This is a genomic window from Gynuella sunshinyii YC6258 (assembly GCF_000940805.1).
GTDB lineage: Bacteria > Pseudomonadota > Gammaproteobacteria > Pseudomonadales > Natronospirillaceae > Gynuella > Gynuella sunshinyii.
Genome location: NZ_CP007142.1, coordinates 536,372 through 560,043 on the forward strand (window position 1 = coordinate 536,372; position 23,672 = coordinate 560,043).

General features: G+C 45.8%; 27 protein-coding genes. 10 read left to right on the plus strand and 17 right to left on the minus strand.

The window, feature by feature from the left end; all coding sequences use genetic code 11:
* Window positions 1–29 precede the first annotated feature (29 nt).
* Entirely contained in the window at window positions 30–1,208 is a 1,179-nt protein-coding gene (locus YC6258_RS02425) for an AGE family epimerase/isomerase (protein WP_044615636.1), read from the minus strand.
* Between the two features lie 192 nt (window positions 1,209–1,400).
* A complete protein-coding gene (locus tag YC6258_RS02430; RefSeq protein ID WP_044615637.1) occupies window positions 1,401–2,354 on the minus strand; it encodes a carbohydrate kinase family protein in 954 nt (317 codons plus the stop codon).
* 299 nt (window positions 2,355–2,653) lie between these two features.
* Here YC6258_RS02430 and YC6258_RS02435 point away from each other — a divergent pair, with 299 nt between their 5' ends.
* The 3 genes from YC6258_RS02435 to YC6258_RS02445 all read left to right on the plus strand — a co-directional run bounded on the left by YC6258_RS02435 (window position 2,654) and on the right by YC6258_RS02445 (window position 3,889).
* Window positions 2,654–2,899, plus strand: a complete 246-nt coding sequence (locus YC6258_RS02435; RefSeq protein WP_044615638.1) for a ferredoxin reductase domain-containing protein — start codon at window positions 2,654–2,656, stop codon at window positions 2,897–2,899.
* 173 nt (window positions 2,900–3,072) lie between these two features.
* Window positions 3,073–3,414, plus strand: a complete 342-nt coding sequence (locus YC6258_RS02440) for a putative signal transducing protein (RefSeq protein WP_044615639.1) — start codon at window positions 3,073–3,075, stop codon at window positions 3,412–3,414.
* Window positions 3,415–3,475: 61 nt separating this feature from the next.
* Complete coding sequence (locus YC6258_RS02445; protein WP_044615640.1) at window positions 3,476–3,889, plus strand: GNAT family N-acetyltransferase; 414 nt, start codon at window positions 3,476–3,478, stop codon at window positions 3,887–3,889.
* A 12-nt stretch (window positions 3,890–3,901) separates the two neighbouring features.
* On the opposite strand, the gene YC6258_RS02450 is transcribed toward YC6258_RS02445, so the two are convergent.
* Both YC6258_RS02450 and YC6258_RS26915 read right to left on the minus strand, forming a co-directional pair.
* Window positions 3,902–4,507 carry a response regulator transcription factor gene (locus tag YC6258_RS02450; RefSeq protein WP_044615641.1) on the minus strand — a complete coding sequence of 202 codons (606 nt, stop codon included), beginning with the start codon at window positions 4,505–4,507 and terminating at the stop codon, window positions 3,902–3,904.
* Complete coding sequence (locus YC6258_RS26915) at window positions 4,504–6,867, minus strand: sensor histidine kinase (protein ID WP_052830007.1); 2,364 nt, start codon at window positions 6,865–6,867, stop codon at window positions 4,504–4,506. The genes YC6258_RS02450 and YC6258_RS26915 overlap by 4 nt, the downstream gene beginning before the upstream one ends.
* A gap of 320 nt (window positions 6,868–7,187) precedes the next feature.
* Between YC6258_RS26915 and YC6258_RS26920 the strand changes: the two genes are divergently transcribed.
* From YC6258_RS26920 to YC6258_RS27915, 3 genes are all read left to right on the plus strand, one after another.
* On the plus strand, window positions 7,188–7,478 hold the full coding sequence (locus YC6258_RS26920) for a hypothetical protein (RefSeq protein ID WP_052830008.1): 291 nt from the start codon (window positions 7,188–7,190) through the stop codon (window positions 7,476–7,478).
* Between the two features lie 178 nt (window positions 7,479–7,656).
* Window positions 7,657–7,842, plus strand: a complete 186-nt coding sequence (locus YC6258_RS26925) for a hypothetical protein (protein ID WP_052830009.1) — start codon at window positions 7,657–7,659, stop codon at window positions 7,840–7,842.
* A gap of 86 nt (window positions 7,843–7,928) precedes the next feature.
* Window positions 7,929–8,132, plus strand: coding sequence for a hypothetical protein (locus tag YC6258_RS27915; protein WP_281176362.1), 204 nt, complete (start codon window positions 7,929–7,931; stop codon window positions 8,130–8,132).
* 170 nt (window positions 8,133–8,302) lie between these two features.
* Here YC6258_RS27915 and YC6258_RS02470 read toward each other — a convergent pair whose 3' ends face one another.
* Window positions 8,303–8,791, minus strand: a complete 489-nt coding sequence (locus YC6258_RS02470; RefSeq protein WP_044615643.1) for a hypothetical protein — start codon at window positions 8,789–8,791, stop codon at window positions 8,303–8,305.
* Window positions 8,792–9,006: 215 nt separating this feature from the next.
* On the opposite strand from YC6258_RS02470, the gene YC6258_RS02475 reads away from it, so the two are divergent.
* The gene (locus YC6258_RS02475) at window positions 9,007–10,113 is read left to right on the plus strand and encodes a GGDEF domain-containing protein (protein ID WP_144407534.1); all 1,107 of its coding nucleotides are present in this window, start codon (window positions 9,007–9,009) and stop codon (window positions 10,111–10,113) included.
* Window positions 10,114–10,122: 9 nt separating this feature from the next.
* On the opposite strand, the gene YC6258_RS02480 is transcribed toward YC6258_RS02475, so the two are convergent.
* Together YC6258_RS02480 and YC6258_RS02485 are read right to left on the minus strand one after the other, a co-directional pair.
* Window positions 10,123–10,323, minus strand: a complete 201-nt coding sequence (locus tag YC6258_RS02480) for a DUF4250 domain-containing protein (protein WP_044615645.1) — start codon at window positions 10,321–10,323, stop codon at window positions 10,123–10,125.
* 15 nt (window positions 10,324–10,338) lie between these two features.
* The gene (locus YC6258_RS02485; protein WP_044615646.1) at window positions 10,339–10,545 is read right to left on the minus strand and encodes a DUF2061 domain-containing protein; all 207 of its coding nucleotides are present in this window, start codon (window positions 10,543–10,545) and stop codon (window positions 10,339–10,341) included.
* A 186-nt stretch (window positions 10,546–10,731) separates the two neighbouring features.
* Between YC6258_RS02485 and YC6258_RS02490 the strand changes: the two genes are divergently transcribed.
* Window positions 10,732–10,950 (plus strand): ParD-like family protein, encoded by a 219-nt coding sequence (locus tag YC6258_RS02490; protein WP_044615647.1) that lies wholly within the window; start codon window positions 10,732–10,734, stop codon window positions 10,948–10,950.
* Window positions 10,947–11,747: a type I methionyl aminopeptidase gene (map, locus tag YC6258_RS02495; protein ID WP_044615648.1), complete on the plus strand. Its 801-nt coding sequence runs from the start codon at window positions 10,947–10,949 to the stop codon at window positions 11,745–11,747. Before YC6258_RS02490 ends, map begins: the two co-directional genes overlap by 4 nt.
* A 75-nt stretch (window positions 11,748–11,822) precedes the next feature.
* Here the strand turns inward: map and sigJ are convergent, their stop codons facing one another.
* The 10 genes from sigJ to rpmH form a co-directional block, all read right to left on the minus strand.
* The gene (sigJ, locus tag YC6258_RS02500) at window positions 11,823–12,707 is read right to left on the minus strand and encodes an RNA polymerase sigma factor SigJ (RefSeq protein WP_044615649.1); all 885 of its coding nucleotides are present in this window, start codon (window positions 12,705–12,707) and stop codon (window positions 11,823–11,825) included.
* A gap of 1 nt (window position 12,708) precedes the next feature.
* Window positions 12,709–13,152 carry a carboxymuconolactone decarboxylase family protein gene (locus YC6258_RS02505; RefSeq protein WP_044615650.1) on the minus strand — a complete coding sequence of 148 codons (444 nt, stop codon included), beginning with the start codon at window positions 13,150–13,152 and terminating at the stop codon, window positions 12,709–12,711.
* 115 nt (window positions 13,153–13,267) lie between these two features.
* Complete coding sequence (locus YC6258_RS02510; RefSeq protein ID WP_044619666.1) at window positions 13,268–13,780, minus strand: rhomboid family intramembrane serine protease; 513 nt, start codon at window positions 13,778–13,780, stop codon at window positions 13,268–13,270.
* Window positions 13,781–14,078: 298 nt separating this feature from the next.
* Window positions 14,079–14,753, minus strand: a complete 675-nt coding sequence (locus tag YC6258_RS02515; protein WP_044615651.1) for a response regulator — start codon at window positions 14,751–14,753, stop codon at window positions 14,079–14,081.
* A complete protein-coding gene (locus YC6258_RS02520) occupies window positions 14,750–16,171 on the minus strand; it encodes an ATP-binding protein (protein WP_169748919.1) in 1,422 nt (473 codons plus the stop codon). Before YC6258_RS02520 ends, YC6258_RS02515 begins: the two co-directional genes overlap by 4 nt.
* 330 nt (window positions 16,172–16,501) lie before the next feature.
* Window positions 16,502–17,134 (minus strand): NAD(P)H-dependent oxidoreductase, encoded by a 633-nt coding sequence (locus YC6258_RS02525; RefSeq protein ID WP_044615653.1) that lies wholly within the window; start codon window positions 17,132–17,134, stop codon window positions 16,502–16,504.
* A 717-nt stretch (window positions 17,135–17,851) separates the two neighbouring features.
* Window positions 17,852–19,219, minus strand: coding sequence for a tRNA uridine-5-carboxymethylaminomethyl(34) synthesis GTPase MnmE (gene mnmE / locus YC6258_RS02530; protein ID WP_044615654.1), 1,368 nt, complete (start codon window positions 19,217–19,219; stop codon window positions 17,852–17,854).
* A gap of 56 nt (window positions 19,220–19,275) precedes the next feature.
* The gene (gene yidC / locus YC6258_RS02535; protein ID WP_044615655.1) at window positions 19,276–20,955 is read right to left on the minus strand and encodes a membrane protein insertase YidC; all 1,680 of its coding nucleotides are present in this window, start codon (window positions 20,953–20,955) and stop codon (window positions 19,276–19,278) included.
* Window positions 20,956–21,041: 86 nt separating this feature from the next.
* Window positions 21,042–21,410 (minus strand): ribonuclease P protein component, encoded by a 369-nt coding sequence (gene rnpA / locus YC6258_RS02540; protein WP_044615656.1) that lies wholly within the window; start codon window positions 21,408–21,410, stop codon window positions 21,042–21,044.
* A gap of 21 nt (window positions 21,411–21,431) precedes the next feature.
* Window positions 21,432–21,566: a 50S ribosomal protein L34 gene (gene rpmH / locus YC6258_RS27920; protein WP_082070528.1), complete on the minus strand. Its 135-nt coding sequence runs from the start codon at window positions 21,564–21,566 to the stop codon at window positions 21,432–21,434.
* 634 nt (window positions 21,567–22,200) lie between these two features.
* Between rpmH and dnaA the strand changes: the two genes are divergently transcribed.
* Window positions 22,201–23,667 carry a chromosomal replication initiator protein DnaA gene (gene dnaA / locus YC6258_RS02545; RefSeq protein ID WP_044615657.1) on the plus strand — a complete coding sequence of 489 codons (1,467 nt, stop codon included), beginning with the start codon at window positions 22,201–22,203 and terminating at the stop codon, window positions 23,665–23,667.
* Window positions 23,668–23,672: the final 5 nt, after the last annotated feature.

The window sequence follows — 23,672 nt, forward strand, 5'->3', positions numbered from 1 at the left end:
ATGTCATTAAAACGTAACGATGGTATCGATTACTGCCCTGCCAATACCTTCAGTACTTCCAGGCAGGCACCGATAGTATGGTAATCACACTTGGCACCGGCCGAACTTTTCTCATTGGAATATTTACTGTTATCACGTCTCAGAATGCGGAACCAGGCTCCGTATTCGTGATCAACAAAATGCTCCCAGCAGTACTCCCAGAGACGGTCATACTGTTGTTTGTATTTCTCGTTGCCGGTAGCGGAATACAACATCGCAGCGGCAGCGAAACTCTCTGCCTGAACCCAGAAATACTTGTCGTCGTCACACCATTTACCCTGCGGATCAAAGCCGTAAATCAGACCGCCATATTGCTCATCCCAGGCGGCCTGCCAGGCCCGGTCAAACAGTTCCTGGGCTTTCTCCAACAACCAGTCTTCCGGAGCCAGTCGATGTAATTGAAGTAGCAGTTTTGCCCATTCGGTCTGATGACCGGGTTGGAATCCCCATGGCCGGTAAAGGTTCTTCGGATCCTCTTTGTTATATTCCCAATCCAGGTTGAAGCGGGTATCAAAGTGCTCCCAGATCAGACCATCAGACAAAGTTGCCTGTCTTTGAGCAATATTGCCGGCCAGAGTTTTGGCCCGGTTGAGGAATTTATGATCACCGGTGGCTTCGAATGCAGCAATCATGGCCTCACACATATGCATGTTGGAATTTTGGCCACGATAATCGCTGAGTTCACCGGCGGCGCTGATTTCATCGGCATAAAGGCCATATTCCGGCTGCCAGAATTTTTCCTCCAACTGCTCATAAATGAAATCCAGTGGCCCCTTATCCTGGATAACGGTGACTTTTTTCAACGCAGCATAAGCCAGCAATACAAATGCATAACCATAGGCCTGTTGAGTCAGATCATCCGGCTCGCCGTTATTGAACGTCCAAACGTATTTTTTTTCATCTTCCAGCCAGTGATGGTTTTCCAGAAAATGCAGGCCATGTTTAGCCCGTTCCCGGTAATCCCGATCAGCAAATAGCTGACCGGCCAGCGCATAATTCACAATGATGCGGGTGCTGCTGACCAATTGCTTGAACCCTTCATTAAAACGCTCGCCATTGTCATAGAAGTTTTGAAAGTAACCGCCTTTTTCATCAATGATGATGGGCTCATAAAAATCCAGTATTGATTTGATATGTTGTTCTAAAAATTCTTTGTTATAGAAATTCATGATAGAGCCTTTGTTATTGGATTTATCAAATAAGGCGGGTAATTTCCCTGCCGTCAGAAACTACCCGAGCGGCAAATTGACTGCCAGACATGCGTCATTCGGTCTTTGTCGCCCAACACCCAGAGCATGCGTGAAACTACGCGGCCCTGCGGTCAAAAACAAGTTATCAACCTGACCTGAACGGTTGTCGGATTAACAATCGCCAAACTGCCAGAATGCTTTTACGTCTTCCATCTGTGGCAGCGAAGGCAATGCCCCGGCCCGACTGACGGCAACACCACCGCAGGCGGCGGCAAAACGGGTTACCTGGCTGATACTCTGTTCATCCAGTTGATCAAGACCCAACTGATTCAACGCCATCAACAGGCCGCCACTGAAAGCATCGCCGCCGGCCGTTGTATCCACCACCTTGACCGCCGGAGGCGTAATTTTTGTGCGCACAGAGCGGGTGATGACTTCAATATCACCACCACCGTCTGTAATCCAGACAGCCGTGGCCGTCTGCAGCCACTGCTCCAGGGGAAATCCCTGTGCCACAATCCAATCAGCTTCTTCTTTGGATACCTTGATCACATCTGCCCATTTCAACAGGTCGATGATGACTTCTGCATTTACCTGCGTATCGGGCCAGAGGTTATGGCGGAGGTTCACATCAAAACTGATGATCGCCTGCTGCTGGCGGGCTTTTTTGACCGCCGCCAGAGTAGTGGCGGCAATATTCGGATCGGTCAGGGTATTGGAGCAGAAATGAAAAATGCCAATCTGATCAAAAGCCGCATCCGTCAACTGCGCCTCGGTCATGAGAACGTCGGCTGAATGTTTACGCAGGAATTCAAAGCTGCGGTCACCACTGTCGTCCAGAAAAACATAGGCCAGCGGGGTATGGGCCTGCGGGTGAACATGAATGAACTGCATATCCACATCCATCTGTTTCATCGCTGCAATCAGAAAGTGCCCAAACCGGTCATCACCGACCTGACCCAGAAAGCGCGCCGGGCCACTCAACCGGCCAACCGCTGCCGCCACATTTGCCGGCGCTCCTCCAGGATACTGCCGAAACTCCGGCAAGGTGAACCCACCTTCTTCGGTCGTATGAAAATTCAGAAAATCAATCAGTAGTTCACCAAAACATAAAATAGGCTTCATGCGGCTCTCTCATTTTTATTGATGGACGCAGAGTCAGTCTGCATAACGGGTGTTCATGGTATTGAATGCGACAAAGTATAACCAAGATAACCATCATGAACTGAGCCATATCAGATGAGCCTGGGTTTAGCAGTCTTTCTACACAGTCATTGGAATGCCGGATTATTACTTGCCTATTCGCCATCGAAGTATTGTGATTTAACCAAAAAACCGATCTTTTTTCTGCACTCTCATGAGATTACACAGAATCTTCTGGGAATTTATTCGACATTGACGTTATCGCCCGGCTGGCCGCTGTTGTGCAACAGCAGTATCCCGAAGTTGAACAGATTCATCGCAGAGCTTCTGGAGCCATCATTGTCGATTGTCTGTATCAGAACGATTTACACACCTATCTTGCAGATCAACGGCTGACCAACCTGAGTACAGCTTTTTCTCGTCTCGAACCCTCTCACTATGTTCAGGACAAGCTGATGGCCGACTGCCAAAGGTTGCAGAGTCTGGTACAGAAAGGGGCACAGATTCTGGTACGCGGAGGCAAATAGATGGCGCATGCGGTGGCCAATACACTGGATCAGGCACTCAGTCCCATCGGTACCAGTATTGCCGCCCTCAAGGCCGAAGGTCGCTACCGCGAAGATGTCTATTAGGGGCTGTTGGCACTCTGAATCAACATGCTATGCTGAGTCACGATGGATGTTGGTTAAGAGTGTTAAATATGAAAAAAGTCTTTTCCAGTCGAGACCTTTTCCTGGTGCAGAGGGCCAGGGAATTGTTGGAAGCAGCTCGGATTCCCTGCAATATTCACAATGAATACTCGGCTGGTGCCGTGGGGGAATTATCCTTTCTGGATACCTGTCCGGAACTCTGGATCAGTGATGATGAATGGTATCCACGGGCCCGGAAAATTCTGGCGGAACTTGAGCCACCAATGGTTAAACCAAGTGAGTGGGTATGTCACAGCTGTCATGAGCATAATGCCGGCAGCTTCGACATGTGCTGGCAATGTGGTGCAGACCGGGAACTGCAGAATTCGATGGGCTTACACAACGGTAACTGATCCGGTACACACGCAAACCGGGTTAATTGAGCAAACCTGCCAGTAACATTAGCGGAATTATATGAGCGACATTCAATATCGTAGTAACCACCCCATATCAGCTGACCAGTTTATCGCCCTGTTAAGTGAAACATCCCTCGGCGAGCGGCGTCCAATCAATGATCGAGAATGCATGGAAGGTATGGTGAACAATACCAACCTGATCATCACCGCCTGGCATGACGACACTCTGGTCGGCGTCGCCCGTTCGATGACAGATTTTCATTTTGCCTGCTATTTGTCTGACTTGGCTGTACACCGGAACTTTCAGAAACGGGGAATCGGTAAAGCTCTGATCCGGCTGACCCAGGAACAATTGAAATCGAGCTGCAAGCTGATTCTGCTCGCTGCGCCCGCCGCCAGTGAGTATTACCAGCCACTGGGATTCGAGCACAATCCACGGGCGTGGATGCTGGATTACGGTAAGCTGAAATAAAACCCCTTCCCGTCAGTCTAGAATAAACCCCATCTGTCGTGCCTGTAAAACCACCTGAGTACGGTTATCGCAGTCAAATATTTTCAGCAGATCCGATACATGCTCTCTGACAGTGGTAGGGGAAATATTCAGTGCATTGGCAATTTTTTTATTCGGCAACCCCTGAGCCAGCAATGCCAGTATATCGACCTGTCGTGGAGAAAGGACGATTGCCGGGTGATCATCGCGATCTCTGATGATGACCTGCTCTCCGGCCAGAACATCCTTCAGCGCCCTGAGCATGGTGTCTTTGGAACTGGTTTTGGCAATAAAACCATCGGCACCCAGCTGCAGCATCTGCTGGATAGACGCCTGATAATCAACGGTCGATACCACCACCACCGGCAGCACCGGGTAACAGGCTTTAATTTCCTTGAGTCCATTCAACCCGCTGGTGCCTGGCATATGAATATCCAGCAATACCAGAGCGATGTCCCGATGACTGGTCAGCGCCGACTTCGTACTGGCAAAATCACCGGCTTCTATAACCTCAATGTCAGCAAAAAGCTGTTGCAATAACAACCGCAAACCATCGCGATAAAGTTCATGATCTTCTGCAATCAGTACTTTAATTCTCATGTTTTTGATTCACTCAGGGTCATCGGTAATACGGACTGAGCGCCATGACTGGATACCCGACCGGCCACATTTTCCTGTGGCGATGGTGTTGTATTGTTCAATTGCGACTGGTAGCGACGCTCAGCATAGTTCAGCAGGGCCCGTAACTGAGTTGGAAGCACAGGTTGCGATAATGCAACCCAGCCTGTGGGCAGCTCCGTGCCCGAATCACAAACACAGGCCACCACATATTGTTCAGCCAGCCGGTTTTTGGCCGCCATCGACCATGACTCATCCATCATCAACTGAGCATCACCAATCAATAGTTCAAAGGTCATGTCCGATTGATAAAACGTTGCCAGTGAAGAAAAACTCTGAACACTACCGTTATGTTTGCCCAACCAGCCACCGATGCTGTCATCTTCGTCGGTCAATTGCGTCAATCGCGCAACACGAGGCAAGCGCTTGTGCGGCTGAGATTCAGCCTCGGTAGCGTGCGTGGCTCGCGGAACCAGAGCGGTAAATATGCTTCCGCTACCGACCACAGAACTCAGCTCCAGCGGGTGATCCATAAGTACAGAAAGATGTTTCACCACCGAAAGACCAATCCCTGCTCCATCCACACCATCCTGCTCTACGGCTGAACGTTGATAAATATCAAAAATGTGTGTCTGATCCTCATGAGAAATACCTGTGCCAGTATCCAGTACCTGAATGGCGACACTCTGAGCACGACGCCGACAACCCAGCACCACACGGCCCTCATTCGTATATTTGATTGCATTGGAGAGCAGATTTCTCAGCATACGCTCCAGCAGCAATGGATCAGTCAACACAGTCAGAGAACATGGATGAATGGCAAAACGCAGATTCTTTTCCTTTGCCAGCCATTGATAGTCATTGTGCAATCGGGAGAAAACATCTTTCAGTGAAACTGCTTTGATTTCCGCTTTCATAACCCCGGCTTCAAGCTTGCTTAAATCCATAATGGCACTGAAGGAATCGTTCATTTGCTGATGGGTTTTATTCAGTCCGGCAAAAATGGGCTGAGCCTCCGGACTTCGAACATATGGCTGCAATGATTGCAAAAAGAGACGCATGGTATGCAATGGCTGGCGCAGATCATGGCTGCTCTGAGCGATAAAACGGGACTTTGCCTGACTGATGAATTCGGCCTCGATCTTCTTCTGCCTCATCACCTTTACCCGCATGATCAAAGCAACGGCATGAATCATCATATGCAGAATCTGCACATATAGGACGTAGATCAATTTATAAGATGGCATCACTTCCTGAACGGGTCGGGCGGGTAGCAGGACAAACAGAATAACCTGTGCGGTGGACAACACCATCGGTAACCAGCCGAAAATATAAATAAAATAGTAACGTCCCTCAGAACAGACCTTGGCCACTCCGGAACTCAGGATTACCGTCCATAACAGCGTATAGTTGAATGCATACAGAAAGCTTTTGGTGATGAACGAGGTAAAATAACCTACAACCAACACCAGAACACTGATGACGGCCACACTGACGAATACGTGATACCACCATCCTGAACGTCGGTTTATCTGCAAAAAACTGGCAGCGAACGCCAGTAATGACAACACGTTCACCGAAATCAACAACCAGAACAGAGCGTTCTTTTGATAATCATACTGCCAGAACAGTTCCGGCAGGCTGCTGTGCTCGAGGTAATAAAAGAGCATGACAAGCGACGAAAAAGCACCCCAGAAAAAAGTGTTATCCGCCATGACCAACCAACACAAGAACCCCAGCAAAACCATTCCTATAATAATGCCGATGGCAGGCTTGAAGGCGAAGTCCATTTGAGTTTTCCAAACCTGGTAACGGGATTCACTCATGAGGGCAATGTACGGATACCAGCCATACTCCTGTGCCGTCAGTTCAATCACCATGGAATAGGATTCTCCCGGCTCAAGGGTGACCTCAACAGCTCGGCCTATGGTATTGATATCTGCGGAATCGTCCTGTTGGAAAGTCTTTATGCGCTGCCCATCAGGACCGTTGATAAGGACTCTGGGACGCAGAAAACCGAAGTTGCTGACATGCAGGACCCACTTCCGGTTTGCAGTATCATTTGTCACTTCGGTATACAGCCAGTAACTGCCATGTCGCTTGAAATCCGGTTCCAGACTATAGGTTTGCTGAGATGCAGCATACGTCATCGCGTTTTCCAGACGTTGGTCTGCCAGTACAGGCGCAAATCCGGAAGAATGGGCAAGGGATGCCAGCGGGTAGCGTACATCCGTCTGGGTGAGTTGTAACGGGCTGTAACCCTGGTCAGGCAGCGCGGCGGTATCTGCCCGGACCAAATCCGGTGTCAGTACCAGTACGCCCAAACAACAGACCAGCGCCATACAAAACCTGAAAATATACTGACTTCGGAACAATTGCCGGTATCTGTAACGGCGATACATCTATGGCCTCAATAACAAAAAACAGTGTGAATGCTCCAAGCGGAGCGAACGGTGATATATCCAAACAACCGCTGAAAAATAACAGCTGCTTTTAGAGACACCGCTTAGATTAAGAAGGAACTGACTTCGGATGGAACCGGCAATGTACAGCGCAAAAACAGACCATTTCCAAAGACTCTCCAACTCTATCATCTTAACCCGACATTTGTAGGGTTGTCTGGTTCCTCTTAATCGACGATTCTCATTTAACACGTAACATCATGGTGCATGATGGTTTCAGCAATGACGATGAAATTGCCGCCGGTAATGATCCAGCTAACAGTTCCAGCGTAGCCAGTGACATCGACGCTGATGATGTACTTCCAACAGACCCAACACGCTCAAGCCTGGATGTTCCGGAAATGACTCTGACATTCCAAGCATCAAGTTGTTCCGTTTTGACTGGACCGATGTGGAGGCTGCAACTTATTACCGTCTACTGGAGAATCCTGACGGTCTGTCCGGTTTCACCCAGGTCGGCCAGGACATTGCCGCCGGTGTTGAAAACATGACCTTAGAGGTGCCTCTCTATGCGCGTCCAAAGGCGAATATATCCTGCAGGCCTGTAATGACATCAGCTGTACCGATTCCTGTTTGTCGAGAGCACCATGGTTAAAGCCATAGGGGATGTAAAAGCCAGTAACACCGACACAGATGATAACTTTGGCAACAATGTGAGTCTGAGTTCAGATGGCTTACACCCTGGTCGTTGGCACACCCGGAGAAAGCAGCAATGCCGTTGGTGTTGATGGTGATCAGAGCAATAATGATAAGGTAGGCTCAGGGGCTGTTTATATCTTTGTTCGAGATGCCAGCGGAAACTGGAGTCAGCAGGTCTACATTAAAGCTGCTCACCGAAAATTGGCGCACTCCTGAACTCAAAAGGGGCTCCCGGCGTAAACGGAGATGTTTCAGTCGATGATAAACCCGATTCAGGTGCGGTTTATACTTTTATCCGCGATATTGGGGGACAATGGAGTCAACAGGCATTTATGCGAGCCAGCCATACAGGACAAGGGGATAGATTTGGCTCCTCAGTCAGTCTGAACAGTGATGCTACTGTGCTGGCCATTGTTTCCAGCGGTGAAAAAAGTGGAGCCAAAGGTATTAACGGCGATCAAAGTAACGATTCACTTAATAAACCAGGAGCCGTGTATTTGTTTTAACCGCTTCTGACAAAAACAGCCCGCCGAACCGTGCGGGCTGTTTTTTTAGTTTTTAAAACAATCTGTTTTTCGAGCTAATCTTTTCCATGTATACATGCTGGCATTTTCTTAACTGCATATTAGCAACGGAAACGATCTAAAAGGCCAGTTGATGGTTTTATCCTACATGGTTATAAATTATTCAAGTCAGCATCGGTATCACTGTCAGTACTCGTATCGGGACGATCTGGTTTCTGACCATGAGGTCTTCCTGCTGGCATATGTGCTTCAAAATAGTCAAGGAAACCTTCGATCTGCTCATTGCTCAAAACCGGCGTAAGCGACACCCTCAACTGTTCTCTCATGGCTGCCTGTATTGCCTTACGTTCATCTTCAGTAGGCGGGCCAGCCTGAACCTGCTGCCGTGCTGTCTGCATGGTTTCACGCATGGTGTCACGCTGTTGTTTCAGAATATCCAGAACTTGTTTACCCTGTTCTTCAGTGATATTCAGTTGCCCGAAAATATACTCGAAATTCTGACCCATCATGGCTGGTGGTGGACGCATGCTCCCGGAATCACAATTATGAGAATTGGTTTCAGCAGCTGAAATGGAAGCAATGCCCATGCCCGTACTAACAGACATAGCCATAATAATTACTGTCTTAACTATTGAGTTCATAACTTGATCCTTTATTAATCTTTGCTTGAGTTATGATTATTACTATCGTTCCTAAACTTGCAGTAATTAAGGAAAAACCAAGGAGTCGGGCTGATAACGAAGTAAATCGCAATTTCCTGACAACTGTTTCAAATCGTGAAGCTCACGACACTGGTAACCATACCGTTCAATCGTAGCTTTTAGTGACATATCGCATTGCTTTGAGAAATAATCTGATGGAAGAAAAGACACCAAAGTTTTCCATACTGGATCTGGATTCAACTCTCGATATATCCATAACCCGACGTATCATCGCCATTGGTTGTCTGGTATTTGTCGGAGTCTGGATTACCGAAATCGGTGCAGGTTTGATCACTGAATTTGATGCCATTGGCTATCCGATCTGCATCGCCGCACTGCTGTTTCTGATTGGCTTGAGTTATGTTAGTGACCGCATGGACATTGTGGTAAGGACCGGTGCATTTTCAGTGGCCGCTGTCTATTTGATTCTGTTAAATATCTGGGGAAGTTTTCAGGATATTAATTTCGAAAATTATTATTCTGCGGCCACTGCGATGCAGTGGTTACCACTGATATACGTGATTGCATTTTTGTTTTTGCGCATTCGGGAAGCATTGATTGCCTCCGCTATTTCTTATTTCTCTTTATTAATTGGCCAATACCTCGCTTTGAGTCATCACCTTGGATTTGAACAAACGTGGCCCTTGGTCACCAATCTTGCTATCGCCCATTTCTGTTATGTGGTGGTACTGTGGTCCATTATTAAACTTCGGGCAACCACTCATGAAGCACAAATACGGGCCAAAACCATGGAAAAATTCGCCCTGGTTGATGAATTGACCGGTATTTTCAACCGGCGTGGTCTTGAACTCAATCTGGATAAACTACGCTCTACCTGGCGAAAAAACCCCTTGCCTTATACTATTTTTATGATCGACATCGATCATTTCAAACGTATTAACGATCAGTTTGGTCATTTGGTTGGGGATGAAGTACTGGCCAGGGTATCGGCCGCAATAAACAAACACATCCGTCCGGAAGACGTTCTGGGTCGCTGGGGAGGAGAAGAGTTTATGATCATTACCACACGACTTGACCAAACGAGTGCTGTCGGATTTGCTGAAAGACTGCTCAACGTAATCGAGACACTCGATCTGGGACACATTGGTAAAGTAACTGCCAGTATTGGTATCGCAAACTCTGATGAAACCGAGACTCTGAAGGGCGTTATTTTAAAAGCCGATCAATCGCTTTATAAAGCCAAGAAATCCGGCAGAAACCAGGTAGTCTGTTCCTCTTCAATAACCCCATCAGATGAATAAAAATTATGGTCAGCTGTCTTCTTTAAGCTGATTATTGTCAGCATCGTAGTGCCAGCCGTTAATCTGAAGTAATTCATCCATAAACCCTGCTGATAAATCATAATAATTCATAAATTCTGCCAACGATGAAAACTGATCCCGGAGCTTCATGTTAATCAGACTCAGGCTCATGGCCGGATCCATTTTTCTCAAACTGCTGTCACTGAACATATTCGCTCCTCATTGTCAGGCTGCAATTGCTTCATGGTGACTGGCCTGCTGCTTTTTCTGTCGCAGGTTTTCCCAGATTCGCTCGTGAATGGTATACGCCACGGTATTAACGGCCGGTTCCACCAAAGCGATGATACCTCCCACCAATAAACTACCGGACAGAATATATGCCACCGTAAAAGCCACGGTGAAATGCGTCATTGCAAATGTCAGAGTTTTCATGCTGTTCCTCGCCAATCAATTCTTTGTTTTGTGGGTTAATCCTAAGACCTGAAAGCGCTACGTTCCAATTGACTATATTTATCTTCGCCATAGATAAATGATATTAATTATCATTTGAAATATATGTTTTATATATGATTTATATACGATATGCTTATCGAATTCACCAGCAGAAGAGAGAATTGAATGGGTATTTTAAAGATATCTGAGGAATTGCATGAAGAGTTGCGACTGAGCAGTAAAGTCATGTCGCGCTCCATCAACGCTCAGGCCGAACACTGGATCAAAATTGGCATGCTGGCCGAGTTTAATCCAAGCCTTGGATATACCGAACTGGTGGCCATGTTGATGGAAAATCCGAATATCTCCGTACACAGCCTGAGTCAAAAGGCGGTGTCAGCATGATTCATTTAAAAGATGATTCAGAAATGCAATTGATGCGGGAATCCGGTCGGCTGCTGGCACAGGTTTTTGAAATGTTGAATGACTTTATTCGTCCCGGTATCTCAACACTGGATATCGATGCCAGAGTAGAAGATTTCATTGTTAATACTCTCAAGGCCAGACCCGCCAGCAAAGGTCAGTATGGTTTTCCGTTTACTCTGAATACATCCATTAATGAAGTGATCTGCCACGGCATGCCGGATGCTCAGGATATTCTCAAGGATGGCGATATTATCAACTGTGATATCACCCTTGAAAAAAATGGTTTCATCGCTGATTCCAGCAAAATGTACTGTGTGGGAACGGTCAGCGCTGAGGCTAAAGAATTAATTGATGTGACCTATCAGGCATTATGGGAAGGTATTAAAGTTGTCCGCCCGGGCGTCAGGCTTTGTGAGATCGGTCGTGCCATTCAAAAATTTATCAAGCCCCGCGGGTATGCCATCGTACGTGACTACACCGGTCATGGTATCGGCCGTGAAATGCATGAAGATCCGCATGTATTTCATTATTTCGAACCCAGTGTCGATGTTGAATTACGTGAGGGTATGACCTTTACGATTGAACCCATGATTAACCAGGGCACCTATAAAACCCGTTCGCTGACTCAAAACAATGGCTGGACAGTCGTTGTGACCCGGGATAATAAATTATCAGCCCAATGGGAACACACCATTGCAGTAACCCGTGACGGTTTTGAAGTTCTGACTCTTAGAGATGAAGAACGCCACAATGCAAATACAGCGCTCACGTCATAAATTTCACACCAGGCTGTTTCTACGAGTCCGGCAATATTTGATTGCCGGACTCATGACTTTCGATGTTTCATCCAACTAATGAAGTGATGCTCTATTCTGTACGGCAGATAACTTATCGGGATTACGAACGATGAATATCCGGTTGATCTGACCCTGTTCATTAACTCCAAAAGTTACGGTATTAATAATATTTCCCTGATGCTTCATTAAAATCCCTTTGGCGCCATTTATCGGCACGTACTGCCACTGTAGCTGTTGCCACCAGCCCTGCCGTTGTATTGCGCCGAAAAATTCCAATACTCTTTGACGCCCGGACAATACCCGTAACGCAGCCAGAACCTTGCCACCACCATCTGATGTCAATTGCACATCTTCTGCCAGTAACCGGGTAAAATGCTCCAGCTGCTGACCATTCATCGCCTGATGAAACGCTTCAAGCAGTATTTGCTGCCGTTCAGGAGGCATTTGGTAACGGTTGTTGTCCTGACCGATAGCAGCATTGGCTCTGGAAACCAGTTTTCGACAGGTGCTTTCACTGGTTGCCAGGATGACAGCAATATCTGTGTAGGAATGGTTAAACACTTCCTTTAACAAATATGCGGCACGCTGTTTTGGAGTCAATCGTTCCAGCAACAACAAAAACGCCATGGATAACGAGGAAGCCAGAGTAACTTCCTCCTCGATGGTATGTTCTTCAGCCGTATGAATGGGCTCAGGTAACCAGGGGCCAACATAGTCAACTCTGCTGTTATGAGGTGCTTTTAATATATCCATACAGATCCGGCTGCATACAGTTGTCAGCCAGGCGACAGGATTTTCAATATGGTTAACATCCTCACGACACCAGCGGATAAAAGTATCCTGTACTGCATCTTCCGAATCGGCATACGACCCCAGCATACGATACGCAAGCCCTTTCAGACGGTTGCGATGCTGCTCAAACAATTGACCTTTATCCATATCAGTGTCCCGATATCTGCATACGGTTCCAGAAGTTAATCATTCCGATCACGGCACTGTAAGCACAGATTTCCTGGTCAGAATAGTGATTTCTCAAGGTTTCGCGCAAAGCAGAGTAATCCGTATCCTGCCGAATGGTTGTCAGAGCTTCAACCCACGCCAGTAGCGCTTTCTCCGCCTCGCTAAAGTCAGCAGTCTGATCCCAGACCATCAAATGATCGAGACGTTGATTACTCTCGCCGTCTTTTCTGGCTTCCCGGCTATGCATGCCGACACAAAAACCGCAGCGATTGATCTGCGACGCTCTAAGTACCGCCAGATGGCGCAGCGGCGTATCCTGAATGTGATTATCAATAACCTGCTGTAGTTCGACCATCCGGGCGACAATATCAGCAATTTCAGTATGATAGTGCAAAGGGCGGGAGAGGTTTGACTGATCGTTCATATTCGATTTCCTGTAAAGGCCACATCATTCGATGTGATGGGTTAGTTACCCGAACATGACGAAATGGAACGTCTGATTGTGACATCGCAGAAATTTTTTTCACAAATAACAGACGTTACCTTCCGCGTCTGGACTTGCTAATAACGACGCTCAACCAGGCTGCGACGGCTCCGGCCAATGCACCGAACAGATGTGCTTCAAACGATACTGAAGGATTATTTGGTAAGACTCCGTAGATCATCCCGCCGTATAAAAACACCACAATCAGGGCAATGATGATATTGACGAAGCTACGGTTAAATAACGCCAGCATGATACTCAGACTCCATAGACCAAATATCCAGCCACTGGCACCAATGTGAACTGCAGGGCGACCAAATAACCAGACCAATAAACCGCTGGCGGTAATAATAAAAAAGCTGCTCCACAAATACAGCTTGACACCTCGCAGTATGCACAACGTACTGAAAATGATAAAACCGATCAGATTGTTACTGAGATGTTGAAAACTGCCATGTAAAAACGGCATGAGATAGATATTTGGAAGACTGTCGAGCACCCGTGGTTCGACACCGTATTTTAACAATCGAAACCCGGTGGATGCATTGGCAAAATACATGACCGTCATAATAATCACCGGCCATAATATAATCTTGAAACAAAGCCAGAACTTTTTCACACCAATTCTGTTCCTATTAATTCAGCAACTAAATAGATCGTCCTGATCTATTTAATCGTCGCCTCAATAAATCTGGCGGTGTTGCGCGAAACACCGAATCCTCGGACCGCTTGATTTATCGGGGCTCGCATTGGCTATGGCCAATGGTGTGGTCCGACATCTCGGTGCGTCCATGCATCACTACTAACCCGACATAAATATTTGTGGGTTAATATATCTGTTCAGATATGTGATGACATTCTTTAAATTATTCGTATTTATAACCGGCACCATAAACAGACCGGACAAATTCTCGACTATCATCGAGTGCCTGAATTTTCTTTCTTAACTTTTTAATATGGCTGTCAATGGTACGATCACTGACAATGCGGTTATCCTGATACATCAAATTCATTAGCTGATCTCTGGAGAGGATCTTCCCTGCTTTCTGCTTCAATGCGTTCAACAATTGAAATTCCACCGATGTCAGTTCAATTATTCGATCACGATATTTTACACAGTTGGTCTGATCCAGCAGAGTGAGATCATCCACATTCTCAGTATCCTGATTATTCCGGTTAAGCCGATAGCGTCTTAATACAGCCTTCACTCTGGCGACCAGTTCTCTTGGACTAAATGGTTTACACAGATAATCATCTGCTCCTAGTTCCAACCCCAAAAGACGGTCTATCTCATCGACCCTTGCGGTTGCCATGATAATTCCCATGTTGTCATCTTTTCTTCTGATTTCACGACATATTTCCATGCCATCGAGCCCTGGCAGCATAATATCCAACACGATCAGATCGGCGGTATTGGTCTGCAGCCATTCTGCCACCTCATCCCCTCGATGCAACAGCGACACTTCATAACCAGACTGAATCAGATAATCCCGTTCGATTTCCGCCAATTTAACTTCATCTTCAACAATGAGAATATTCATAATCCGTACTCCGGAAACTGAATCTGTATCCAAAGGCCACCATATTCCGAATGTCTGGCCATAATTTTACCATTGTGGGCTTCTACAATATTTTTTACCAAGGACAACCCCAGCCCACTGCCACCCGTTGCCCTATTCCGTGAGGAGTCGACACGGTATAAACGATCAAAAATATGCGTCAGAGACGCTTCTGGAACACCGGGCTTAGAGTCCATCCAGTCAATCACAACGAAGTGCTCCTGCTTGCTGACCCTGACCAGCAAAGTACCAGGGCAATCGGTATATTTATTGGTATTGCTGACCAGATTGCGAACCAGCTGTGACAATCTTCGTTCATCGCCGTTAATCTCATAATGAGCAGCTTGAGATTGAAGTTCAAGGGAAATACGAATGCCATTCGCTACGGTTTCCAGATTTGCCTCCAGAACACCCACCATATTGCAACGCTGCATATTATAGGTAAGAGCCCCGACGTCAGACATTGATAACTCATGAAGATCATTAATCAAAAATGACAGTCGTATGATCTCTTCGTTCAGGGAAATCAGCGACGCTTCATCAACTTTACGCACTCCATCAATCATTGCTTCCAATTCAGCCTGTAATAATGCAATTGGTGTACGCAATTCATGAGAAATGTCAGCGACCCATTTTTGTCTGGCATTGAGATTTTGACTGAGTGTTTTTGCAAGCCGATTAAAATCCCTCGCCAGGTGGCCTAATTCATCGTTACGGTCGGTATTCAGGGATACATCGAATCGACCATCAGCCAGTGTACGAGTCGCTTTTTGGATATTTTCAATTGGTTTTAACAATCGATTTGCAAACGGTACCGCAAACAGAAAGGACACTAACCCTGCAGCCAACAGAATCCAGATAGTCTGGGCATTTCGTTGTTTGATAAACAGCAAATCCATATCATCACTGATGGTGTTGCGTTGAATAGCACCAAGATATCCCATGACCTGGTCATCATCCCTAATCGGTAACCAGATAATCTTACTGCCATCATCGGGTAACTGCCCATGTAGTATGTGTTTGTTAGAATCCGTCAGTATCAGGCGTCGGAACAACTCCGGCGGTGGCATGGGTTTGTCGGGTAGAACTCCTGGATCAAAGGGCGGTTCATAATCAAAATACCTCGGCCCTGGTGGTTTTTCATTTTCAGGTCGAAAGTTTCTTTCACGATCGTTAAAGGCAAGGGAAGAACGTACAAAGTTTTTCCAGATATCATCGGACACTATCAGTCCGTTCCAATCCCCGTCCCTCAGAAAATGTTCTCTTAAATTTGTGATGACGGGAGACAGGTGTCTGTTCTCAATGCGATTCAGGTAACTCAAAAAGCTATGATTCAGCGACCACCAGTTTGCCAGTAGAAAAGCACCAGCTAATACCAGATTAGCTGCCAAAATGGTCAAAAAAACTTTCTTGCGAATACCAACTCTCATGATCGGACGAAAAAAACTCGATTTTACTCTGTTAGCATATGGCATTTTTAAAGTCGTTTTGTGCAGAAAATAAGGATTCAGACACTAAAGTATCACAATAACTGACCGAACAGCTGAACCTCATGAGGTTTTTGAACTAACACTGAGTATTATCCCAAGGTCAGGCAAAAAGGCTTCTATTGATCAAGCAGAATAAGGTGGGTTTAGTGGTTTTGGACAGTTGAACATTGAGGAGAGAAAGACTACTGACCATTGATCAATAGCCTGTTTACAAATCAGAAAATAAATTTTGACATTACGTCATTCAATTTCGGAGATAAAACCTTCTTTCGGACGCCGAACCTTTTTCAGGTTTACCAGCCAATCTTTGTCGGAATCCCTATATCCCAACGGCATGATCGCTACAGATCTCAGATGACGTTCTTTAAGGTTCAGAATTTCATCGAGCATGGCGGGATCGAAACCTTCCATTGGCGTGGAATCCACACCTTCAAATGCAGCTGCTGTCAGTGCAAGACCAAGACCGATATATGCCTGACGTGCGGCATGTTCAAAGTTCTCTTCTGGATCCCGTGGAGGATAGCCGGCTAACAGTTTCTGACGGTAAGCCTCCCACCCTTCGTTCTTGAAACCACGCTCTTCATTAACCAGATCAAACATCATATTGATACGTTCTTCGGTGTAATTATCCCAGGCCGCGAATACCAGCAAATGAGAACAATCTGTTACCTGACTTTGATCCCAGGCGATCGCTCTGATTTTTTCCTTGATCTCTTTGTTCTTGACTACAATGACTTCAAACGGCTGCAAGCCGCTGGAAGTTGGGGCAAGGCGTACTGCTTCCAGTATATTATCAACCTTTTCCTGTGGAACCGGTTTGCTCGGGTCCATTTTTTTGGTGGCATAACGCCAGTTGAGTTTCTCAAAAAGCATGGATTCTACTCCAGTGGAATTAAAAGACTATTGTTCACCGTATATGCGCAGCCAGCGCTTTTTACCGTGATTACCGGAGCGACTATATTGGTAGGTTTTGTCAGTTTTCAAGCCAATAGAAACAGAATTTATCTGGTCAACCAGCACATATAATTTTCGCACTGACAAAAATGTGACAAATCCTGAAGTATTTATTCAATCAACGGAATGAACAACTACACAAACCCCATAGATATAAGTAGAGAGGAGAAAGAGCGGTGGTAACTGATATGACCAACAGAATGATATGTTCAATAACCAAGACAGAAATCAGAATTTGATTGCATCTTATTCATTTGGAAACGAAAAAAATTTTTCTTACTAAATTTTGATATTAGAAATTTCAAAGCCGCCATTAAAAATTAAAAAAAAGGCAAAAATGATACATTATAATTTTTTTAATGATATCTGCATAAACATGTAGCTTATAAAGTTAATATAAAAACAATTAACAAAATTTAATTATCAAAATAGCGATATTCAAAAATGTCATTCATGATAACTCATTGAAATTTTCATGTTAAATATTCCACGATTATATCAGTGCATGAGCAAAAAACGACACTGTAAATCTGGCGGTCTCAATACCAGCATTAGGATCAAATTTTTTGTAGGTGTTTGCACTGATAGCTCTACAGCATGTATCACTCCGATCACTGGACTTGACTGACTCCTCTTTTATTTGCCGATACAAAAACTCGAAAAAATCCTGCCGAGCAAATCGTCACTACTGAATGAACCGGTAATTTCACCCAAGGCATTTTGGGCGTCACGAAGATCTTCAGCCAGTAGCTCTCCGGCACCGGAATCCAGCAGTTGATGGCGTCCATTAGCAAGACTTGTACGAGCACGTTCAAGTGCATCCAGATGACGACGACGGGCCATAAATGAACCTTCATTGCCGGCTTCATAGCCCATGACACTTTTAAGATGGCTTCGTAGGGCTTCAATACCGGACTGTTTTTTTGCGGAGATACGAATTACGGTATTGCCACTGTTATTCTCCAGTCCCGGGGGTTCACTGCTCAGATCGCATTTATTGCGGACCACTGTTACCCGTTCATTTTTGGGCAATCGATCAATAAAATCCGGCCAGATTTTCATGGGTTCTGTTTCCGAGGTCTCGGTAGAATCGACCATCAACAACACCAGATCAGCCTCGGTAATTTCCCGCCAGGCTCTCTCGATGCCTATTTTTTCAACTTCATCGGGCGCATCACGCAAACCGGCGGTATCAACGATGTGTAATGGCATGCCGTCAATATGGATGTGTTCTTTGAGTACATCGCGGGTGGTACCGGCAATATCTGTCACAATCGCCCGTTCCTGACCAGCCAGAGCATTCAGCAGACTCGATTTTCCAGCGTTCGGCCGGCCGGCAATGACTACTTTCATGCCATCACGCATCAGTGCACCTCTATTGGCTTCTATAAAGACTTCATTGAGGCGGCTGATAATATCGTCGAGGTCGCCAGTTACTTTGCCATCTGCCAGAAAGTCGATTTCTTCTTCGGGAAAATCAATCGCTGCCTCAACATAGATGCGCAGTTGAATCAGAGCTTCAACCAGTGCATTCACTCGATTTGAAAACTCTCCCTGTAAGGAACGTAAAGCGCTGCGCGCTGCCTGTTCAGAGACCGAATCAATCAGATCCGCTATAGCCTCCGCCTGAGCCAGATCGAGCTTGTCATTCAGAAATGCCCGCTCGGAGAACTCTCCGGGACGTGCCAGCCTGGCACCCAATGACAGTATTTGTTGCATTACCAGATCCAGAATCACTGGTCCACCGTGTCCCTGAAATTCATAAACATCTTCACCGGTAAATGAGTTAGGGCCAGGGAACAGCAAGGAGATACCTTCGTCCAGCAATCCGTCCTGGTTGTCCCGCACAGGGCCATAGTGGGCGTAGCGGGGGGTAAGCTGACGACCGGTCAACTGCTGGCTGATAACAGCGGCTTTAGGCCCGGAAACGCGAATAATCCCGACCCCGGCACGACCTGTGGCCGTTGCGATTGCAACGATAGTGTCACCTTGGCTCATAACCATACTCCAAAAACAACAAAGGCCCTTAACGGGCCTTTAGATTTTCATTCATTTAGTAATTAACTGGTAGCCTTCTTACTATCTGCTTTGGCTATCTGATGGTTAATGTACCACTGCTGGGCAATGGTGATCAGATTGTTCACCAGCCAGTACAGTACCAGACCGGACGGGAACCACAGGAACATGACCCCGAATACCAAGGGCATCATCTTCATCATCTTGGCCTGCATGGGATCCATGTTTGCCTGAGTTGTCATCTGCATTTGCAGGAACATGGAACCAGCCATCAGAATGGGCAGAATGAAGAAGGGGTCTTTGAGTGACAAGTCATGGATCCAGAAGATCCATGGCGACTGTCTCAATTCAACCGCTTCCTGAAGTACCCAGTACAGAGCCATGAATACCGGCATCTGCACCAGCATGGGTAAACATCCACCCAACGGGTTAATTTTCTCTTTCTGATACAACTTCATGAGCTCCTGACTCATTTTCTGGCGATCTTCGCCATACTGCTCACGCAGTTCCTGCATCTTTGGAGCAAATTTCTTCATTTTCGCCATACTGCGATAGCTGGAAGCGGTCAAAGGATAGAACAAACCTTTAATGCAGATTGTCAGCAGAATGATCGACCAACCCCAGTTAATGACCACGGACTGGATTTTTGTCAACAACCAGAAAATAGGCTGGGCCGCCCACCACAACCAGCTGTAATCCACACTGAGTTCTAGATGGTCTGCGACTTGCCGAAGGTGCTGCTGAATCTTCGGACCGGTATAGATACTGGCAGTCAGCTCACCAGTCGCTCCCGGTGCCACTGCGACGGTCGGGCCGGTAAAACCACCACGGTAACGATTGTCGGAAGTCTTATTAAAGTAGTAAGTGTTGGAATCCTGCTTGCTGGGAACCCAGGCGGTCAGAAAATAATGTTGCAGGAAGGCAACCCATCCACCTTCATTTTTCAAATGCGTAACACCGTCATCAATATCACCGAACGTTACTTTTTCATAACGGGTATCCGGGGTTGTCCATGCAAACGCCAGTACCGAGGAGAAACTCATCCCTTGTGAGGCGCTTGGATCGGCACTTTTATCACGGTTAATTTCACCGTAAAAGGAACCTTCCCATGGCTTATCGGAGTTGTTGGTCAGACGATAGGAGACATCAAACAGGTAATCACCCTTACGAAAGTGGAAAATCTTATCGTAGGTGATGTCATTGGCGGTATACGACAATACAACATCAAGGGAATCCCCCGTCATAGTGTAATTGCTGGCAGAAGCCGTAAATTCGCCACGCCCTTCCGAGTGTGTTCCTAAGAATAAACCGCTTTTAACGACAAATTTTCGGGTTGAATCATCTTCAAGCAGAATAAACGGAACATCCGGAGTTTCCAGCGATTGTGGGTATTTAGGCAATGCCAGATATTCAATATCACCACCACTGAGATCGATATTAAGTTCCAGAACATCTGTCTTAACGTGGACATAACGATTGGAACCAGTATTTTCCGTTGCGGTTGGCTGCACAGAAGTACTTTGCCCAACAGGAGGTACTTCATCAGCATCGGTGGTCGAGTTCATAGGACTGCTGGATGCATCGGGGATTGATGAAGGCAGCTGAGACTGTTGCTGAGGAGCCGTATTGATCGTTTGGCCGTAGTCTGTATTCCAGGCCTGTAGCAACAAATAAGAAACTACAGCGAGAGCAACATACAGAGCATAACGTCTGACATTTTCCATTCGATTTAAAAACCTATTTTCGGTGGGCAAAAAAGTGGGCGTAATCCTACCTTCTGGGGCTTATTTTTACCACTGTTGAGACTGGCTTAAACGGCTGATTCCTGAAGCCGTTTATCAAGCTTCTTAAACATTTTGCGGGTAATGTTGTGTAGTGCTTTCCGATCAAGTTTATCAGCGCCTTTGCGTGCCAGTACCACAATATCAATTGAAGTAGGGGAGTGGGGTTTTAACCGGAATTCTTCGCGAATAATGCGTTTGATCAGATTTCTGTTAACCGCCCGTTTGACATTCTTCTTGGCAATAATAAATCCGAGACGATTAGCAGGAAGATCGTTGGTTCTGGCGAGGAAAAGAAGTTCTGGGCAAGCTGCCCTGGATTGGGTGAGATCGAAGACCCTACGAAAGTCCTTGGCTGTCAGAAGACGTTGCTGTCGGGTAAATTCGCAGGATCCCATATCGGTTATCAGCTGAAAAAATCAGGCAGATAAAACCTTACGACCCTTGGCACGACGACGAGCCAAGACTTGGCGACCATTGGCAGTAGCCATACGGGCACGGAAACCGTGAGTACGTTTACGCTTCAGATTGCTTGGTTGAAATGTTCTTTTCATCACTATCCACCGAGTACTTAGATGTAGGACTGTAGCCCTGAATTAGGACGGCGGATTCTATAGAGTTTTCCAGCGGGTTACAACGTCCATTTGAGGACCGTTTTCAGCTTATTCGCGTATGAGAATTTTAAAAGAGTATTTAGAAGTATTGTTTATATTTTTTTGTTTTTTATGATTGTTATAGTTATTAGTAACCGAAATTTTTGTTGATAAGTAATAAAAAATCAATAAAAACAATAAGTTATATAAAATAAAAGTCTGTTGATTACAGTTGGGTATCTTGCCGAAAACCTTGAATAAGGTGGGTATAAAACAGGTATTTATCCACAGAAAAGTTATCCAGATGTTTGCACTCAGGTTTTCCAGCCTTTTGTACCTACATTTATCCACACGGTGTTATTTTTTTTCGGTATTCACTGGATAACATTGAGGAAAACTATTAAATAAATTTTTTAAACCATTAAAAAATAAGGTAAAAAATATTTTTTGAAATTGTGGATATCTTTTGGCTTTCGATGTGGATAATTATTGCTCTGAGCACTAAAATAAGTGTCCTTGCTTCTGAAGTGTTTCAAAATATTCCCTTTTGTTCAGTTTTTAAGCATCCATTTATGGTTTTGTAGCAGGACTGATAGTGTCTGAGACTGTTTGGCAACAATGTTTAAGTGAGCTGGAGATAGAAATACCCAGCCAGCAGTTTAATACCTGGATCAGGCCATTACAGGTCGTTGAGAATGATCAGGAAGTTATTCTGAGTGCTCCCAATCGGTTTGTGATGGATTGGGTGAAAGAAAAGTATCTTGATCAGATTATGGCCATCCTCAGCGGATTGGGAAGATCAGATATAAAGGTGGTAATTGGTCAGAGAAAAGAGGCAGCCATGACCAGTTTTAACTCACCGGCCAGTGGCTATATACGATCGGGGGCACCCGTTTCGACTGATAATAGTAAGGGCCAGTATTACCCTCAGTCATCCACCTCTCAATCCAATCGTGTCATCGATATTGATAACAATGAAACCTCTGCCTCCAGGGAATATTCCCCTGCCTCTCATTCTCTGGAAGATAGTGCAGCACCACTGGAAAACTATCTCAGCCCCCATTACACCTTTGAATACTTTGTTGAAGGCAAATCCAATCAGCTGGCCCTAGCCGCTGCACAACAGGTAGCGGAGAATGCTGGCGGTGCATATAACCCACTATTCATATATGGTGGAGTGGGACTTGGAAAGACCCATCTTATGCAGGCTGTTGGGCATAGTATTTTAAGAAAAAATCCGAATGCAAGGGTGATGTATTTGCCTTCCGAGACCTTTGTTCAGGATATGGTTAAGGCGCTACAGAGAAACGCGATTAATGAATTTAAGCGTTTTTATCGCAGTCTGGATGCACTTTTGATTGACGACATACAATTTTTTGCTGGTAAGGATCGCTCTCAGGAGGAATTTTTCCATACATTTAATGCGTTACTTGAAGGGAATCAACAGGTTATTTTAACGTGTGATCGTTTCCATAAAGAAATTACCGGTGTTGAAGACAGGTTAAAAAGTCGTTTCAGCTGGGGATTGACGGTTCAGGTCGAACCACCTGATTTGGAGACGCGGGTAGCGATTCTGATGAAGAAAGCAGATGAAACCGGTATTCATTTGCCACAGGATGCGGGATTTTTTATTGCGCAGCTGGTCCGTTCAAATGTCAGGGAGCTTGAAGGGGCGTTAAAACGTGTCGTTGCCAATGCCCATTTTACGGGTGCTCAAATTTCTGTCCAATTGGTCAAAGATTCTTTGCGTGATCTGCTGGATCTGCAGAAGAAACAAGTTAGCATAGAAAATATTCAGCGCACGGTATCTGAGTATTTTAAAATCAAAGTTGGTGATTTGAATTCCAAGCGTCGGTCCAGAAGTGTGGCGAGACCACGGCAGATAGCAATGGCTCTGGCAAAGGAACTGACTAACCATAGTTTGCCTGAAATAGGAGATTCTTTTGGTGGCCGTGACCATACAACCGTGTTGCATGCGTGTCGTAAAATAAAAGACTTGCGTGAAAAAGATTTGGATATCAGAGAGGACTACGACAACCTTCTAAGGACTCTGACAACCTGATAAAA